Genomic DNA, 14,987 nt, shown 5'->3' on the forward strand with positions numbered 1-14,987 from the left:
GCAGGGCAGCGTGCTCAGGAACTGGACAACCACTTAGGGAGTAACGATGGCCTTCAGGACTTCCCCCCGTTCGCTTGCTTTTACCGCCTCGTTTATCTCAGACAGATGGTATTTGCGCAGCAGCCTGTCAAACGGGAAACGTCCCTGGCGCCAGAGTTCGATCAGTTGGGGAATAAAGATGTCAGGGATGCTGTCCCCTTCGATAATGCCCCTTACCGAACGGCCAAAGAGGATCGTGTTGAGATCCAGTGCGATCTCGGTACCTAGTGGGGCGACCCCGATCAATCCGCAGGTACCCGTCAGCCTTAAGCAGTCCACTGCCAGGCGTACCACACGCGGAATCCCCGTGCATTCCAGCGAGTACTGAACCCCTTCACCACCGCTGATTGCCGCAATCTGCGCGATCGTATCGCCATCGGCGCTGTTGATCACATGCGTGGCGCCCAGTTCCTGAGCCAGGGAAAGCCGCTCAGGCACGATGTCGACGGCGATAATGGTGGTGCAGCCGACCACGCGCGCGGCCATGACTGCCGCCAGTCCAACCGAGCCTGCACCGAACACGGCGATGCTTGAGCCTGCGCCAGGCTTCAGCGCATTGATCACCGCACCGGCTCCGGTCTGGATGCCGCAGCCAAGCGGCCCCATCAACTCGATCGGCACGTCCTTGCGCACCTTGACCACGTTGCGCTCCGTCGCCACCGCGTATTCCGCAAACGACGACTGGCCGAAGAAATATCCGCTCAGGCGCCCGCCATGCGCCGAGCAGCACGGCGAGGAACCATCCGGGCGCGCACCCGAGAAGTTCCTGCCATACAGGTCAAGGCAGTACCCATAAAGTCCCTTCTGACAATTCGCGCAGATGCCACAGCTCGCGTAGGTCAGCACGACATGGTCACCGGGCGCGACCTTGGTGACAGTAGCGCCGACCCTTTCCACGACGCCGGCACCCTCGTGGCCCAGCACGGCTGGCAATGGGGTCGGGAAATACTGGTCGCGCACCACCATGTCGGTGTGGCAGACGCCGGTGCCAAGAATCCTGACCAGCACCTCGTTGTCGCGGGGCTCCTCCAGCCCAATCTCCTCAAGCAGGAACGGCCCCGATTTTTCCCGCACGACAGCGGCCATGACAGTCCGCAGTGTTGTCTTCTCCATTAGTTCTGACTCCCAGGTTCCAATGCTTATCGTGGTTTGCCGAATGAAGCGGACCGCATCAGGCCGCCAATGGCTTGCTGCGGATCGTTTGCAAGTTGGCGTACTCGGCCAGGCCATGCAGCGAGTTCTCGATGCCCATGCCCGATTGCTTGTGCCCGCCAAATGCAACGTGTGGCGAGAACACATGGACCTGGTTGATCCATACGGTTCCCGTTTCGAGCCGGGCGGCGATGCGCTGCGCCATGTCGGTGTCGCGCGACCATACCGAGGCGGCAAGGCCGTAGTGGCTGCGGTTTGCCCGTTCGATGACATCGTCGAGGTCGCGCCACTTCAGCAGTGGCAACACCGGTCCGAAAGCTTCCTCGGTGACGCAGCGCGCATCCTCAGGCGGGTTGTCGATCAGCGTGACCGGGATGAAGTAGCCAGGCCGATCCGGCAGGTCGCCACCGAGCAGGAACTTGTGTCCCTGTGCCCGCGAGTCGTCCAGCAGATCCCGCACCTTGTCGTATTGCATGCGGTTCTGCAGCGGACCCAGTTCGACGTAGGCGCCGGTCCATTCGCCCATCGTCACGCTCTTCGCATAAGCGACCAGTGCCTCGGCGACTTCGTCGTAGATCTCTTCGTGGATGTAGAGGCGCTTGCAGGCAACGCAGAACTGCGCGCTGTTAGCGAACGATGCCCAGAACAGCTCTTTGGCGATCTTGCTCGGATCAACATCCGGCAACACGATGGCTGCGTCGTTGCCCCCCAGTTCCAGCGTCAGGCGTTTCAGGTTGCTTGCCGCGCTCTGCATCACCTTCTTGCCCGTTGCGGTGGATCCGGTGAATGCGATCTTGCCAATATGTGGATGTTCCGTCAGCCATTGCCCCAGTTCGTTGCCACCGGAGATGATATTGAGCACGCCAGGCGGCAGCACGTCTTGCGCGAGTTCACCGAACCAGAGCGTGCACAGCGGTGTGTAAGGGGAGGGCTTGAGCACCATCGTATTGCCCGCGACCAGGGCCGGCGCGATCTTCCAGATTGCCAGCAGCAACGGGAAATTCCACGGCGTGATCCCTGCGACCACGCCGATCGGCGTGTAGCGCGTGACCACCGCGTCATCGCCGCCAACGTCCACGGTTTCTTCGTCCAGGCGCTGCTTCGCAATCTCCCGGCACCAGTGAACCGATCCGCCGATTTCCCATTCGGCTGCGGCACGGCTCTTGCCTTGCTCCGTGCACAGCAACTGGGCGAACGCTTCGAAGTTGCGCTCGATAATGTCGCCTAGCGCCGTGACCACGCGCTGCCGCTCTTCTGTCGCCGTGGCAGCCCAACGGGGGAACGCCGCTTGGGCCGCTGCTACCGCAGCCTCGAGGTCGTCCCTGGACGCCATGGGAAAGCGGCAGATTTCCTCCTCGGTTGCCGGGTTAAGCGCGACCCCTGTTTGCGCCGATTCGACCCGCTTGCCATGGATCGTCATCGCGAATGGTACGCGTCCCGGTTCTGTTGGTACGTGTTTCATTTGTCTCCTCGCATTTTTGCGGTGTGTTGGGAAAGCAGTGCTACGCTGCCGTTGGGAGGTACTGTCCGCGCCTCGCCTGATGCCGGAGATGCTTTGCAGCGAGACGCCTGAAGCTCGGCTTCAAACTGGCCGACGGCTTGCCTGAAGTGGCTTTGATGCGCCAGCCAGGCATCCCATGCGTAGTCAGCCAGCGCGGCACCGGCTGGGAAAATCAACGACATGGCAGCCACGAGAAGCGCGGCACGGGGCCGACGCCGTCGTATCCCGGCCGGGCAGCACGGCGCGCGCGACGCACCGCCAAGCATTTGCCGTAGCCAGCCCAGCAAGGCGATGCCCGGGCCGAGCGCCACCATTGCCAGCAGGCAACAAGCCATATCTGGCCCTCCTGGATGGGTTCTGAATTGCGTTAACTGCGTTTCAGGTGCCGGCGCAAGATTTTTCCGGATGCAGTCTTTGGCAGGTCATCGACGAACTGCACAATTCTCGGAACCTTGTAGTTCGCCAGGCGTGTCCGGCAGAACTCCAGGATCTCGTCCTGGGTAACGGACATGCCGCGGGCCAGCACGACGAAGGCTTTCGCCAGTTCGCCCTTGGTTGGATCGGGCACGCCTACCACCGCTGCCATGGCCACTGCGGGGTGTGCGCAAAGCACCCGCTCCAGCTCGGCCGGATAGATGTTGTAGCCGCCGGTGATGATCATGTCCTTGAGACGGTCGACGATATAGATGAACCCGTCAGCGTCGACATAGGCCAGGTCGCCGGTGTGCAGCCAGCCTTCTGTATCGAGCGTTTCGGCGGTGGCATCGGGGGCGTTCAGGTAGCCCTCCATCGTCAGCGGTCCTTTCAGTACGAGCTCGCCCACCTCGTTGGTCGCCAGCGGCAAAGCGGAGCCAGGGCCGACGACACGGGCCTGCATGAACGGCAGCGGGATACCGATCGATCCCAGGCGACGCGGGCCGTGGAGGCAGTGCGTTGTACCCAGGCCGCCAAGTTCCGTCATGCCCCACAGCTCGAGCAGGGGAACCCCGAACCGTGCTTCCACCTGTTCCATTTTGGCCAGCGGCATGGTCTGCCCGCCAACCGTGCAGCGGGTCAGCGATGACAGGTCGTAGTCGGCCAGATGCGGGAAGTCCAGCAAGTACATATACATCGTCGGCACGCCTTCAAATAAGGTGGCGCGATGCTGCTGGATGCTGCCCAGTATGTCCTCGGGCTTGAAGGTGCTGTGGAGCACCAGCGTCATGCCAAAGGCGATGGCGCTGTTCATGACGATGTTGCCGTAGACGTGCGAGAGGGGCAGCGCACTGACCACAGTGTCCTGCGCGGTGCGGACATGATACGTGGCCGTCATCGCGCTATTCAGCAAGATCGAGCGGTGTGACAATACGGCACCTTTGGGATTGCCCGTCGTGCCGGATGTGTAGGCGATCGTGCTGATGGCGTCGGGGACGACAGGGCGTTCGCCATCGATCGACTCTGGCGGGGCGGCGATCCATGCCTCGAAACTTTCAATCCCGCCGGACGGACCCTGAAATGAGATCAGGCCTGGCACTGCGCTGTCGGACTGCGCGCGAAGCGCTGTAAGCTTATCCAGCTGGCCGAACACAGCAGCCGCTTGGCAGTCGCGGATGGCATACAGTGCCTCGGACGCGGTCAGCATCAGGTTGAGTGGGTTGGCGACGCAACCCGCTTTCAGGATCCCGTAATAGGCAATGATCCACTCGGCGCAGTTGGGCGAGTAGAGCGACACCCTCGCCCCTGGCTCAAGCCCGCGTCTGATCAAATGGGCAGCCACATTTGACGACAGGGTGTCGATTTCCGTGAACGAGTAACGCCTCCCATCGACAATCAGCGCAGTCTTATCGGAATACTTGACTGCCGAATGCCTGATGAGGTCTCCAATGGATGTTTCCACGTGGGGGTCTCCGCGTCGCGCTCTTGATTGGTGGCGCGTGATAGTGTGGATGGCTTATGGGAAGCTTCAGCTTGCTTCAGGTTGTCTTTACTGGCTTGCGGCGCTTGCCGAATCCAGCAGCGCCGAAATCCGCTGGAGCACCTCCTGCTCTGGCAGGCTCTCCGGAAAATGCGCGAGATAGCCGCCACTCCGGTCCATCAGGTAAGTGATGGCGGTATGCGGCACGGCATAGCCGTCCGGATCGTCGGCATCGGCCTTGCGCTCGGCGAAGACGCGGAAGGATTGCTTGGCGTGATCGACCTGGGCCCGGCTTCCCGTCAGGCCGGTGAAGCGCGGATAGTTCCTGGCAAGAAAGTCCTTCATGATCTCGGGCGTATCCCGCTCGGGATCCACGCTGACGTAGAGGGGGCGGATCTCCTCGGCGCGCGGGCCCAGCACCTCCAGGATGCGGGACAAGCGCGCCAGATTGCGCGGGCAGACCACTCGGCAATGCGTGAAGCCGAAAAAGACCAGGCGGTAGCGCCCGCGATAGCTGTCCTGCGTCACGGCCTGGCCGTCATGATCGATCAGCGAGAATTCCCCGCCCGGGCTGGCCTTCAGTTCCATGAGAGCACCATCGTGGTTGTGTCGACAACATCGAGCTCGACGATCATCTGCTCATGTGCCCGTTCAACCCTGACGTTGGGGCTTGTCCAGAGGACCTGGTCCGCCTTTCCGTAAGCCAGCAGTTCCTGGTCGCGCTCCAGTCGCCAGTTGCCGCGGTTCCATACGTTGTCCAGCTCAAGGCGCGCCTCAGGCTTGGCCCTGGTATCTCGCACCGGGGTCAACGTCAGTGCCAGGGCGTTGATATGCGGATCGAACCATGCGCGACGAACGTCGAGTGAAGGCGTCACCGCTGTCAGGCCGGGCTGCGCGAAATGCTCGTCCTGCCATGGCCCTTCATAAAGGGCGCGCAGGCCACCGGGCACATTGAGCCGTGAATAGGGAAGCAAGGCATTGCCGGTATGCGGATCCATGGCACGCAACACGCCGTCTTCGTCGAGCCGTTGGTCGCAACGCGGATAGTAGAGGCCGCCGTGTTGCCAGGTCGGGTCCAGGCGTGCGTCGGCATAGGCATGCAGGCGCGTGAGCAAGGCTTCATCGCCAACCTCGGAAGCGCACACCGCAGCCCAGCCGAAGTCATACGCCGTAGATCGGTCCGCAGCGCCGGGGGCGAGCGTCGGCGCAGGCTTGACCCAGGCGCTGCCATCCGGACCGTCGATTACCCACTGCGCGACGAAGCGCGGGTAATGCTCCTTCACGAAATCCGGGTTCCACGCATGCATCAACGCAGCCATCCAGAAATCCGTCCAGGGCAGATTGGTGGGCGTGATCACCTGGCGCTCGCGCTCCTGCACCATCATATTGAAGTGGCCGGCGTCGTTCAGTACGCCGAACTCGGACCAGGCCTGCAGGTAGCCCGTGGTCACTTCCTCTGCGATGGATCCTCCGTAGACGAGGTCATGGTAGCGAAAGCCCAGGATCGAAGGCTGGTTGCAGATCTGGAATACGCAATTGGGCTCGCAGGCGATGCCAAGATAGCCACGCTCGACCATGCTCCAGTAAAGGTGCTGGTTGAGCGACCGCTCGTCGTACGCAAAATGCTTGCCGCCTTCACCCCAGAACAGAGGGTTGACCGAGAAGGTCAGTGCACCCTCGGCAGCGTACTTGTCGTCGCGGAACAGGTAGTGATAGAGCAACGCCATGCTCTGCACATAGGCGCTGTACATGATGTTGTCCCTGACCACCGGATCCCACTGCGCGGGCAGTTCGCCCAGCGATTTGTTGAACGGGCCGTTGCCGGTGCCGACGTAGTGCCAGTAGGTCCAGACATCGGGGGAGAGGATCTTGCCGATCAGGCTGTCGAACGGCTGCCTGAACACGGCCGGGGCGGCGGGAAGGCGATGTACGTGGGCGAGGCCTAGTGCATAGGCCATGTAGGCAAGCTGGAAGCGCAGTGCGCCGAAGTCCTCCTGCAAGGTGGTGCGGCCTTGCATGCCCGACCAGTCGTCCGGGAGCCGGGCGGCGAGATTCAGGATATGCCGCAGGCTCCCGGCCTGGATATCGTCCATCAGCGGCGTCGACGCGAGCCATTGCGGAGAGATCCTTGATTCCCTTTGAGCATGGGAGTGGTCCATACGTGTCTCCATTCCAGGCGCACGCGCCACCGGCGATGCACTTTTTTGATGTAGCCGCGGCCTTGGCCCGGCAGTGGATCCATCATGAGTTATTAGACTATATTTGTCAATATGAACAATATCAGTCTATTTGGTATCATGCTGACCAGACAGGACAATGGGCAAACATGAACAACGTCAGACGGGTAGAGATCGGGCAAGAGCGCAGGACCCGGACGCGGCAGAAGCTGCTGGAGGCGGCTGCCCGGGTGGTTGCGGATCTGGGCGAGAAGAAGGCGACGATCGACGATTTCATCCAGGCTGCTGGCGTGGCGCGCGGCACCTTCTACAACTATTACGAGACTCGCGACGAGTTGCTCGCGGATCTGTGGAAGGAGATCGGCCACGATCCGTTCGACGAGATCCAGCGACGCTGCCACACCATTGCAGATCCGGTCGAACGCTTTGCGGCGCAGACGCGCCTCGTGTTGCAGCGCACGGTCGAGAAGCCCGCTTGGGGCTGGCTCGTTTATGCGTTGTCGGTGGATGGCCAGTCCATCAACGAGGACCTGCTCAGCTATCCCCGCCCGGAGCTGATTGCCGGCAAGCATGTGGGCCAGTTCGAGTTCGGCGATCTTGCCAGTGCCAGCGACCTGGTAGTGGGCAGCGTGCGGATGGCAATGCGGGCGCTGCTGAGCGAATCGCGCCCGCCGGGCTATGTGCGCTCCTTTTGCGTCTGCCTGCTGCGAGCGCTCGGTGTGGACGCCGCCCGTGCGCAGGCGATTGTCGATCAGCCGCTGCCTACTGACGCAGGCTGAAGGCAGACCGGCTCCCGAGTCGGTCTGTGCTGCAGACTAGAGTCTGCCGAGGCAAACGTATTTGAGCACGAGGTACTCGTCGAGGCCATACTTCGAGCCCTCACGGCCCAGGCCGGATTGTTTGACGCCTCCGAACGGCGCGACCGCCGTCGAGATCAGCCCGCTGTTGATGCCCACCATTCCGGTTTCCAGCGCATCGATCGCACGCCAGATCCGGTTGATGTCGCGGCTGTAGACATAGGCGCCCGGCCGTATTCCACGGCATTTGCTGCGGTAATGGCTTCGTCATCGGCATCGAACGGAAACAGCGGTGCGACCGGTCCGAAGGGCTCTTCGGTGGCCAGCCGCATCGCGGTCGAGGCATCGGCGAGCACGGTGGGCTCGGACCAGGTGCGCCCGCGCGCGTGGCGCCGGCCGCCGCACAGAGGCTTACCGCTACTTGACAAACTATTCCGCATAGAAGCGATCCTCAACAGCAACTGCGCGAGCCGCCCAAAGCGGGCAATCTTCAACCCTTCAGATACATATTCAGCCGTTCCGCGGCGTTGCGCAGGTGGGTTTCCGCGGCTTCCGCCGCGCGCGCCGGATCGCCGGCGGCGATGGCGTCATAGATGGCCTTGTGCTCTTGCTGCACGGCCTCGATGAGGTCGGCATGCTGCGCCTTGGTGTTGCTGCGTGCCTGCCGGATGACGCGCCTTGCTCCATGCTCCAGGTGCTCCGACAGCGCCCGAAAATGCGGGTTGTGCGTGGCGTCCACGATCGCCTGGTGGAAAGCAAAGTCCTCCTCATCGCCCAGCCGGTCGTTGGCGATCTCGTATTCCATTCCGATCAGTGCGCGCTTGATGCGCTTGAGGTCTTCTGGCGAGCGGCGCATGGCGGCGAACCGGGTTGCTGCCACTTCGATCGTCACCAGCAGTTCCATCACCATGGCCAGCGAGTCCTTCTCGTCAATGGTGACGTCCTGCATCCGAAATGCCTGCTTTTGGCTGCGCTCGGTGACAAACACGCCGCTGCCGGCCCGTGACGAGACCAGTCCCTCGCTCTTGAGTTGCGAGAGGGCTTCGCGGACCACCGCGCGGCTGCACGAGAACTGTTCGCAAAGGTCGCGCTCGCTGGGCAGCCGGTCGCCGATTGCGAACTCGCCGGCCTGGATGGCTTGCGTGAGCCGCGACGCAATCTCGTCGGGCAGGTGCCTGGGCTCGGGGTAGAACGATGTCCCTTCCGCGCGTTTGGGTGTCTTCAGCACCTGGGCAGATCCTCTCGACGTCATGATTCTTCTCCCTCGGCCGGGCGCTCGGTTCCTTGCATGGATCGGTGTGTGTAACTGGTCTTACAGCTTAATGTAGCATGCCCGGCGCGCTGCTTTCCGGGAAATTGCTTCCCCCGTGGAAACCCTAGATCCGTCGATACGGCATTGACTGTATCCGCCGGTCTCTCTATATTTAACTGGTCTGACCACTTGTTGTTGTGGTCAGGCCAATTTGGTCGGCTCGAACCGGCCACTTCCACCAGACCAACACAACAGGAGACAACCATGAGCGGTAGCCGTTTTCCCAGTCGTCTTGTCGCTTGCGCGGCCCTTTCGCTGCTGGGGGGCGCCGCAAACGCGGCTCCGGTCAAGATCGCCATCGTGGAGACGCTGTCGGGCCCGCAAGCCTCTACCGGCCTGATGTTCCGCGCCGCGGCGCGCTATGCGATCGACAAGATCAATGCCGCCGGGGGCTGGAACGGCGAACCGCTGCAGCTGGTGGAGTACGACAACCAGGGTGGCCCCGCCGGTGCCGCCGACAAGCTCAAGGCCGCCATTGCCGATGGCGTGCAGATCGTGGTCCAGGGCGCGTCGTCGGCGGTATCGGGCCAGCTGACCGAGGACGTGCGCAAGTACAACCTGCGCAATCTGGGCAAGGAGATCCTGTTCCTCAACGTTGGCGGCGAAGCGCTCGAGCTGACCGGCGAGAAGTGCCACTTCTACCATTTCAAGTTCGCCACCAACGCCGAGATCCGCGTCAAGGCGCTGGTCGGCGCGATGAAGCCGCTCAATGCGCTCGGCACGCGCGTGTACTCCATCAACCAGAACTATTCCTGGGGCATGGACATGGAGAAGGCGATCGCCAAGGACGCGGCCGCAGGCGGCTACCAGGTGGTGGAGAAGACGCTGCACGACGTCAACAAGGTGCAGGACTTCTCGCCGTACGTGGCCAAGATTGCCGCGACCAAGGCCGATACCACGATGACCGGCAACTGGTCGAACGACTTGCTGCTGCTGATGAAATCCACCAAGGCGGCAGGCCTCAAGACCCGCTTCGCCACGGTGTTCCTGGACCAGCCGGGCAATCTCGGCAACGCCGGCGAGGTGGCGCTCGGCCACTATGTCGCCCATCCGTTCAACGTGGAAGCGGGCGGCGCCGAGGGCGAGAAGTTCGCCAACGACTTCAAAGCCAAGGCAGGGCATCTGCCCGCCTATGTCGAGCCGCAGGCGGTGTTCGGCATCGAGATGCTGGGCCAGGCCCTGAAGACGGTCAAGCCGGAGAGCGGCAAGCTCAACGTCACCGCGCTGGCCAAGTCGCTGGAGAAGGCCACGCTCAAGGGGCCGCTGGGTGAACTGAGCATGCGTGCCGATGACCACCAGGTGCTGCTGCCGATGGTGGTGTCGGTGGTCAGCAAGGACGCCAGGTTCAAGGTGGACGGCACCGACATGGGCTTCAAGCCGGTGAAGACCTTCTCCGCCGCAGAAGCCGCCACGCCGCCGCAGGCCAGCTGCAAGATGCAGCGCCCGGCCTAGGCCTCTTCCGCCGCGTTCGCGGCCCGTCCGGGCCGCACCCGCCACGCGCGCACGGGCACGTCCCGGCGCGCGGCGGCCCGGCTCGTCCCCAGGAAGCGCACATGGAATACTTCATCGTCTCGCTGCTCAACGGCGCCATCTACGGCCTGCTGCTGTTCATGGTCTCCGCCGGCCTGACGCTCATCTTCGGCATGATGGGCGTGCTCAACTTTGCCCATGCATCGTTCTACATGCTGGGTGCCTATCTTGCTTTCTCGCTGCAGGGCGTGATCGGCTTCTGGCCCGCCATCGTGGTGTCGCCGCTGCTGGTGGGACTGGTCGGCGTGGCCGTGGAGCGCTTTTTCCTGCGCCGTGTCCATCACCACGGCCATGCCCATGAGCTGCTGCTCACCTTCGGCCTGTCGTTCATCATCGCCGAACTGGTCAAGCTGTTCTTCGGCAACTTCCCGGTCGACTACCGGGTGCCCGCGTCGCTGGATTTCGCCGCGTTCCACGTGGGCGCGTCAACCTACCCGTTCTACCGCGTCTTCATGGGCATCGTGGCCATCGCGATGTTCGTGGTCATCTACCTGCTGCTGACCCGCACGCGCGTCGGCATCGTGGTGCGCTCGGCCATCTACAAGCCGCGCATGGCCGAGGCGCTGGGCCACAACGTGCCGCTGGTGTTCATGGGCGTGTTCGGCATCGGCGCGGCGCTGGCCGGCCTGGCCGGGGCGGTCGCGGGCGCCTTCTATACCACCAACCCCAACATGGCGCTGGAACTGGGCGTGCTGGTCTTCGTGGTGGTCGTGGTGGGCGGGCTTGGCTCGCTGGAGGGCGCCATGGTGGCTTCGCTGCTGATCGGCCTGATGACGGCGCTGTCGGTCGGCGTGGACCGCAGCCTGGCCGACCTGCTGGCGCTGGTGGGCGCGGGCGAGTGGGCCAACCGCGCGGGCGGGCTGCTGACCCTGAAACTGTCCAGCCTGTCGGCAACGATCCCGTTCGCGCTGATGTTGCTGATCCTGTTGTGCCGTCCGTCCGGCCTGATGGGCGAGAAGGAGTAAGCATGCGTCATTCCCGCAATATCCTGCTGGCGCTCGCCGTTGCCGCGCTGGTCGCGGCCCCCGCGGTGCTGTCGCCGTCGCTGGTCAACGCCACCATCCAGATGCTGATCGCGGTGCTGTTCGCGATGGCCTTCAATCTGCTCAGCGGCCAGGGCGGCATGCTCTCGTTCGGCCATGCCGCGTATTTTGGCGTGGGCGCGTTTGCCACGGTCCACGCCATGAACGCCGTGGGCGGCAATGGCCTCTTGCCCACGCCGCTGCTGCCGCTGGCGGGCGGCGCGGCCGGGCTTGCCATCGGCTTGGTCGCCGGGTGGTTCGCCACCAAGCGCACCGGCGTCTACTTCGCCATGATCACGCTGGCACTGGCCGAGCTGCTGCATGCGCTGGCGCCGCACATCAAGAGCTGGTTCGGCGGCGAAGCCGGCATCTCCACCATGCGCATGCCGGCCTGGGGCCTGACCTTCGGCGACAGCAACCAGGTCTACTACCTGACGCTGGCCTGGGTGCTGCTGTCGCTGGCGCTGCTCTACCTGTACACGCTGACGCCGGTCGGCCGCCTGACGCTGGGCCTGCGCGAGAACGCCAACCGGTTGCGCTTCCTCGGCTACGACATCCATCGGCTCGGCGTGCTGGTGTTCGCCATTTCCACGATGTTCTCGGGCATTGCCGGCGGCCTGCAGGCCATCAACATGGAGGCCGCCAACTATGTCCTGTTCGACGCCGGTGTTTCCGCGGCGGTGGTGCTCAACAGCTATATCGGCGGCGTCAAGGTCTTCCTGGGCCCGGCGCTCGGCGCGGCGCTGATGACCTTCTTCGGCTACGCGGTGTCCGACCTGACGCGCTCGTGGCTGCTGTACCAGGGCATCGTGTTCGTGCTGGTGATGCTGTTCATGCCGGCCGGCATCTCGGGCCTGCTGACCTGGTGGGTCGCCGGCAGCAAGACTTATGGCGCGCGCCGCCTGCTGCCGATCGCTGCCGCGTTCGTCGTCGCCACGCTGCTGCTGGCGGGCGGCACCGTGTTCAGCGTGGAACTGCTGCAGCGCTTCTTCTCGCAGGACTATCGCGCGCTGGCCGCGCTGAACGGTGGCGCCGGCTGGCCGCCGATCCCGCTGTTCGGCCGCGAATGGGCGCCGCTGTCGGCGCTGACGTGGCTGCCGCCAGCGGTGCTGGTGGGCGCAGGCGCCATGCTGGCCCGGCATGCCAGCCAGCGCTGGCTGCGGCTGCGCGAGGGCGCTGAAACCACGGACATCGCCGCCGGCGATGCCATCGAGGCCGGGAGGAACCCCGTATGACCGCATCCCCCATCCTGTCGCTGCGCGGGCTGCGCAAGTCGTTCGGCGACGTCGACATCATCCGCGGCGTCGACCTGGACATCGTGCCGGGCGAGCGCCATGCGCTGATCGGCCCCAATGGCGCCGGCAAGTCCACGCTGTTCCACCTGATCTCGGGGCGCCTGCCGCTCACGCGCGGCGAGATCCTGCTTGGCGGCAAGCCGATCCATGGCCTCTCGCCGCAGGACATTAACCGCCGTGGCCTGGCCCGCTCGTTCCAGATCACCAATATCTTCGCCGGCCTGACCGTGTTCGAGAACCTGCGCCTGGCGCTGATGCGCCGGCATGGCCTCCAGTACACGCTGTGGCGGTTCGCCCACAAGGCGCGCGCGGTCAATGAGGAAGCCGCGCACCTGCTGGAGCAGGTGCGGCTCGCGCGCCGCGCGCAGGTGATTGCCGGGGAGCTGTCGTACTCGGAGCAGCGCTCGCTGGAGATCGCCATGACGCTGGCGTCCGACCCGCAGCTGATCATGCTCGACGAGCCCATGGCCGGCATGTCGCACGAGGAAACCAGCTACACCGCGGGGCTGATCCGCGAGGTCACGCGGGGCCGCACGCTGATGATCGTGGAGCACGACATGGACGTGGTGTTCTCGCTCAGCGACCGCATCAGCGTGCTGGTCTACGGCGAGATTGTCGCCACCGGCACGCCCGACGAAATCCGCAACAACGCCCGCGTGAAGGAAGCCTACCTGGGCGAGGAGGTCAGCGTATGAACCCCGCACCGCTGCTCTCGGTGGAAAAGCTGCACGCGCACTACGGCAAGAGCCACATCCTGCATGGCGTGGACTTCCAGGTCGGCCAGGGCGAGGTCGTGAGCCTGCTCGGCCGCAACGGCGCCGGCCGCTCGACCACGCTCAAGGCGATCATGGGGCTGGTGCCGCCCTCGGCCGGACACATCCGCCTGCGCGGCCGCGACCTGACCGGCGCGCGCTCGTATGCCATCTGCCGCAGCGGCATTGCCTACGTGCCCGAAGAGCGCGAGGTGTTTGCCAACCTGACCGTCGACGAGAACCTGCGCATGGGCGAGCAGCGCGCGCCAGAAGGCGCGCCGCAGTGGACCGTGGAGCAGATGTTCGACTATTTCCCGCGCCTGAAGGAACGGCGCAATACCAAGGCCGGCAGCCTTTCCGGCGGGGAGCAGCAGATGCTGACGATGTGCCGCTCGCTGCTGGGCAACCCGCTGGTGATGCTGATCGACGAGCCAACCGAAGGCCTGGCGCCCAAGATCGTCGCCGTGGTCGGCGAAGCCATCCGCGACATCCACCGGCGCGGCGTCTCGGTGGTGCTGGTGGAGCAGAAGCTCGCCATCGCGCTCAAGGTGTCGAGCCGCGTCTGCGTGATGGGCCATGGCCGCATCGTGTTTGAAGGCACCCCGGAACAACTGACCTCCAACCCCCAACTACTCAAGGACTGGCTCGCGGTATGAACGCCCCTTCTTTTGCCGGATTTCCCGGCGCGCAACCGTTTGCCCCGGCCCGCTATCCGGGCCTGGAAGGCAAGGTGGTGCTCAACACCGGCGGCGCAAGCGGCATCGGCCGCGCCATGGCCCACGGCTTCGCGCGCCACGGCGCGCGCCTGGTGCTGCTGGACCTGGACGCCGAAGGGCTGGCCGCTACCCGGCATGAGCTCGAGGCGGCCTTCCCCGGCCTGCAGGTGCTGACCGTGCAGGCGTCGATCACCGACGACGAGGCGGTCGAGCGCGCCTGCGCCGAGGCCGAGGCGCGCTTCGGCCGCATCGACATCCTGCTCAACAACGCCGGCATCTCGATGAACAAGCCGTCGATCGCGCTGACGCCGGCCGAGTGGCGCCGCGCCATCGACATTGACCTCTCCGGCGTCTTCTACTGCACCCAGGCCGCCGCGCGCCGCATGATCCGCCAGAACGGCGGCGTCATCCTGAGCACGGCGTCGATGTGGGGCATGGTGTCGTCCGCCAACCGGCTGGCCTACTGCGCGGCCAAGGCTGGCGTGGTGTCGCTGACCAAGTCGCTCGCGGCCGAATGGGCGCAGCACAATATCCGCGTCAATGCCGTCTGTCCGGGCTATACGCGCACCGCGCTGACCGACACGCTGATCGAGCGCCGCGCGCTGGACGCCGAGGCGCTGATGGCGCGCACGCCGCTGCGCCGCTTCGGCACCCCGGAGGAGATGGCCGAGGTGGCGCTGTTCCTGGCGTCGGACGCGGCGGCGTTCATCACCGGCCACGCGCTGGTCTCCGACGGCGGCTGGACGGCCGACGGCTTCTGAGCCCGGGCGGCCCGGTCTACACGATCCGAACATCCTGAA

The 14,987-nt window shown here is 64.4% G+C and carries 14 protein-coding genes and 1 pseudogene; 7 read left to right on the plus strand and 8 right to left on the minus strand.

Annotated features, from left to right (window positions below; genetic code table 11):
• Positions 1-33 precede the first annotated feature (33 nt).
• The 6 genes from AC10V3_RS34645 to AC10V3_RS34670 all read right to left on the minus strand — a co-directional run bounded on the left by AC10V3_RS34645 (position 34) and on the right by AC10V3_RS34670 (position 6,745).
• Positions 34-1,152: an NAD(P)-dependent alcohol dehydrogenase gene (locus AC10V3_RS34645; RefSeq protein ID WP_022540460.1), complete on the minus strand. Its 1,119-nt coding sequence runs from the start codon at positions 1,150-1,152 to the stop codon at positions 34-36.
• Positions 1,153-1,210: 58 nt separating this feature from the next.
• A complete protein-coding gene (locus AC10V3_RS34650; RefSeq protein WP_490924418.1) occupies positions 1,211-2,653 on the minus strand; it encodes an aldehyde dehydrogenase family protein in 1,443 nt (480 codons plus the stop codon).
• Positions 2,650-2,874: a hypothetical protein gene (locus AC10V3_RS34655; protein ID WP_490924419.1), complete on the minus strand. Its 225-nt coding sequence runs from the start codon at positions 2,872-2,874 to the stop codon at positions 2,650-2,652. The genes AC10V3_RS34650 and AC10V3_RS34655 overlap by 4 nt, the downstream gene beginning before the upstream one ends.
• A gap of 185 nt (positions 2,875-3,059) precedes the next feature.
• On the minus strand, positions 3,060-4,568 hold the full coding sequence (locus AC10V3_RS34660; protein WP_490924420.1) for a class I adenylate-forming enzyme family protein: 1,509 nt from the start codon (positions 4,566-4,568) through the stop codon (positions 3,060-3,062).
• A gap of 87 nt (positions 4,569-4,655) precedes the next feature.
• The gene (locus tag AC10V3_RS34665) at positions 4,656-5,174 is read right to left on the minus strand and encodes an SCO family protein (protein ID WP_349608138.1); all 519 of its coding nucleotides are present in this window, start codon (positions 5,172-5,174) and stop codon (positions 4,656-4,658) included.
• Positions 5,165-6,745, minus strand: a complete 1,581-nt coding sequence (locus AC10V3_RS34670) for a linalool dehydratase/isomerase domain-containing protein (protein WP_490924421.1) — start codon at positions 6,743-6,745, stop codon at positions 5,165-5,167. Before AC10V3_RS34670 ends, AC10V3_RS34665 begins: the two co-directional genes overlap by 10 nt.
• Positions 6,746-6,912: 167 nt before the next feature.
• Here AC10V3_RS34670 and AC10V3_RS34675 point away from each other — a divergent pair, with 167 nt between their 5' ends.
• Positions 6,913-7,542: a TetR/AcrR family transcriptional regulator gene (locus AC10V3_RS34675; protein WP_490924422.1), complete on the plus strand. Its 630-nt coding sequence runs from the start codon at positions 6,913-6,915 to the stop codon at positions 7,540-7,542.
• Between the two features lie 36 nt (positions 7,543-7,578).
• Here AC10V3_RS34675 and AC10V3_RS34680 read toward each other — a convergent pair.
• A pseudogene (locus tag AC10V3_RS34680) lies at positions 7,579-7,970 on the minus strand (aldehyde dehydrogenase family protein); the annotation flags it as partial.
• Positions 7,971-8,050: 80 nt separating this feature from the next.
• Complete coding sequence (locus AC10V3_RS34685) at positions 8,051-8,812, minus strand: FadR/GntR family transcriptional regulator (RefSeq protein WP_349608132.1); 762 nt, start codon at positions 8,810-8,812, stop codon at positions 8,051-8,053.
• 264 nt (positions 8,813-9,076) lie between these two features.
• Between AC10V3_RS34685 and AC10V3_RS34690 the strand changes: the two genes are divergently transcribed.
• The 6 genes from AC10V3_RS34690 to AC10V3_RS34715 all read left to right on the plus strand — a co-directional run bounded on the left by AC10V3_RS34690 (position 9,077) and on the right by AC10V3_RS34715 (position 14,948).
• Positions 9,077-10,324 carry a branched-chain amino acid ABC transporter substrate-binding protein gene (locus AC10V3_RS34690; protein ID WP_490924423.1) on the plus strand — a complete coding sequence of 416 codons (1,248 nt, stop codon included), beginning with the start codon at positions 9,077-9,079 and terminating at the stop codon, positions 10,322-10,324.
• 101 nt (positions 10,325-10,425) lie between these two features.
• A complete protein-coding gene (locus tag AC10V3_RS34695; protein WP_349608129.1) occupies positions 10,426-11,367 on the plus strand; it encodes a branched-chain amino acid ABC transporter permease in 942 nt (313 codons plus the stop codon).
• Positions 11,368-11,369: 2 nt separating this feature from the next.
• Positions 11,370-12,659, plus strand: coding sequence for a branched-chain amino acid ABC transporter permease (locus AC10V3_RS34700; protein ID WP_490924424.1), 1,290 nt, complete (start codon positions 11,370-11,372; stop codon positions 12,657-12,659).
• Entirely contained in the window at positions 12,656-13,414 is a 759-nt protein-coding gene (locus AC10V3_RS34705) for an ABC transporter ATP-binding protein (RefSeq protein WP_490924425.1), read from the plus strand. Before AC10V3_RS34700 ends, AC10V3_RS34705 begins: the two co-directional genes overlap by 4 nt.
• Entirely contained in the window at positions 13,411-14,127 is a 717-nt protein-coding gene (locus tag AC10V3_RS34710; protein WP_490924426.1) for an ABC transporter ATP-binding protein, read from the plus strand. Before AC10V3_RS34705 ends, AC10V3_RS34710 begins: the two co-directional genes overlap by 4 nt.
• Positions 14,124-14,948, plus strand: a complete 825-nt coding sequence (locus tag AC10V3_RS34715) for an SDR family NAD(P)-dependent oxidoreductase (protein ID WP_414223411.1) — start codon at positions 14,124-14,126, stop codon at positions 14,946-14,948. The genes AC10V3_RS34710 and AC10V3_RS34715 overlap by 4 nt, the downstream gene beginning before the upstream one ends.
• The last annotated feature ends 39 nt before the right edge of the window (positions 14,949-14,987 follow it).

It is taken from the genome of Cupriavidus sp. PB-02 (genome assembly GCF_058252315.1).

Coding starts and splice junctions, on each gene's coding strand:
- AC10V3_RS34645 (WP_022540460.1), bottom strand. CDS start 1,152: ATGGAGAAGACAACACTGCGGACTGTCATGGCCGCTGTCGTGCGGGAA.
- AC10V3_RS34650 (WP_490924418.1), bottom strand. CDS start 2,653: ATGAAACACGTACCAACAGAACCGGGACGCGTACCATTCGCGATGACG.
- AC10V3_RS34655 (WP_490924419.1), bottom strand. CDS start 2,874: ATGTCGTTGATTTTCCCAGCCGGTGCCGCGCTGGCTGACTACGCATGG.
- AC10V3_RS34665 (WP_349608138.1), bottom strand. CDS start 5,174: ATGGAACTGAAGGCCAGCCCGGGCGGGGAATTCTCGCTGATCGATCAT.
- AC10V3_RS34670 (WP_490924421.1), bottom strand. CDS start 6,745: ATGGACCACTCCCATGCTCAAAGGGAATCAAGGATCTCTCCGCAATGG.
- AC10V3_RS34675 (WP_490924422.1), top strand. CDS start 6,913: ATGAACAACGTCAGACGGGTAGAGATCGGGCAAGAGCGCAGGACCCGG.
- AC10V3_RS34685 (WP_349608132.1), bottom strand. CDS start 8,812: ATGACGTCGAGAGGATCTGCCCAGGTGCTGAAGACACCCAAACGCGCG.
- AC10V3_RS34690 (WP_490924423.1), top strand. CDS start 9,077: ATGAGCGGTAGCCGTTTTCCCAGTCGTCTTGTCGCTTGCGCGGCCCTT.
- AC10V3_RS34695 (WP_349608129.1), top strand. CDS start 10,426: ATGGAATACTTCATCGTCTCGCTGCTCAACGGCGCCATCTACGGCCTG.
- AC10V3_RS34700 (WP_490924424.1), top strand. CDS start 11,370: ATGCGTCATTCCCGCAATATCCTGCTGGCGCTCGCCGTTGCCGCGCTG.
- AC10V3_RS34705 (WP_490924425.1), top strand. CDS start 12,656: ATGACCGCATCCCCCATCCTGTCGCTGCGCGGGCTGCGCAAGTCGTTC.
- AC10V3_RS34710 (WP_490924426.1), top strand. CDS start 13,411: ATGAACCCCGCACCGCTGCTCTCGGTGGAAAAGCTGCACGCGCACTAC.
- AC10V3_RS34715 (WP_414223411.1), top strand. CDS start 14,124: ATGAACGCCCCTTCTTTTGCCGGATTTCCCGGCGCGCAACCGTTTGCC.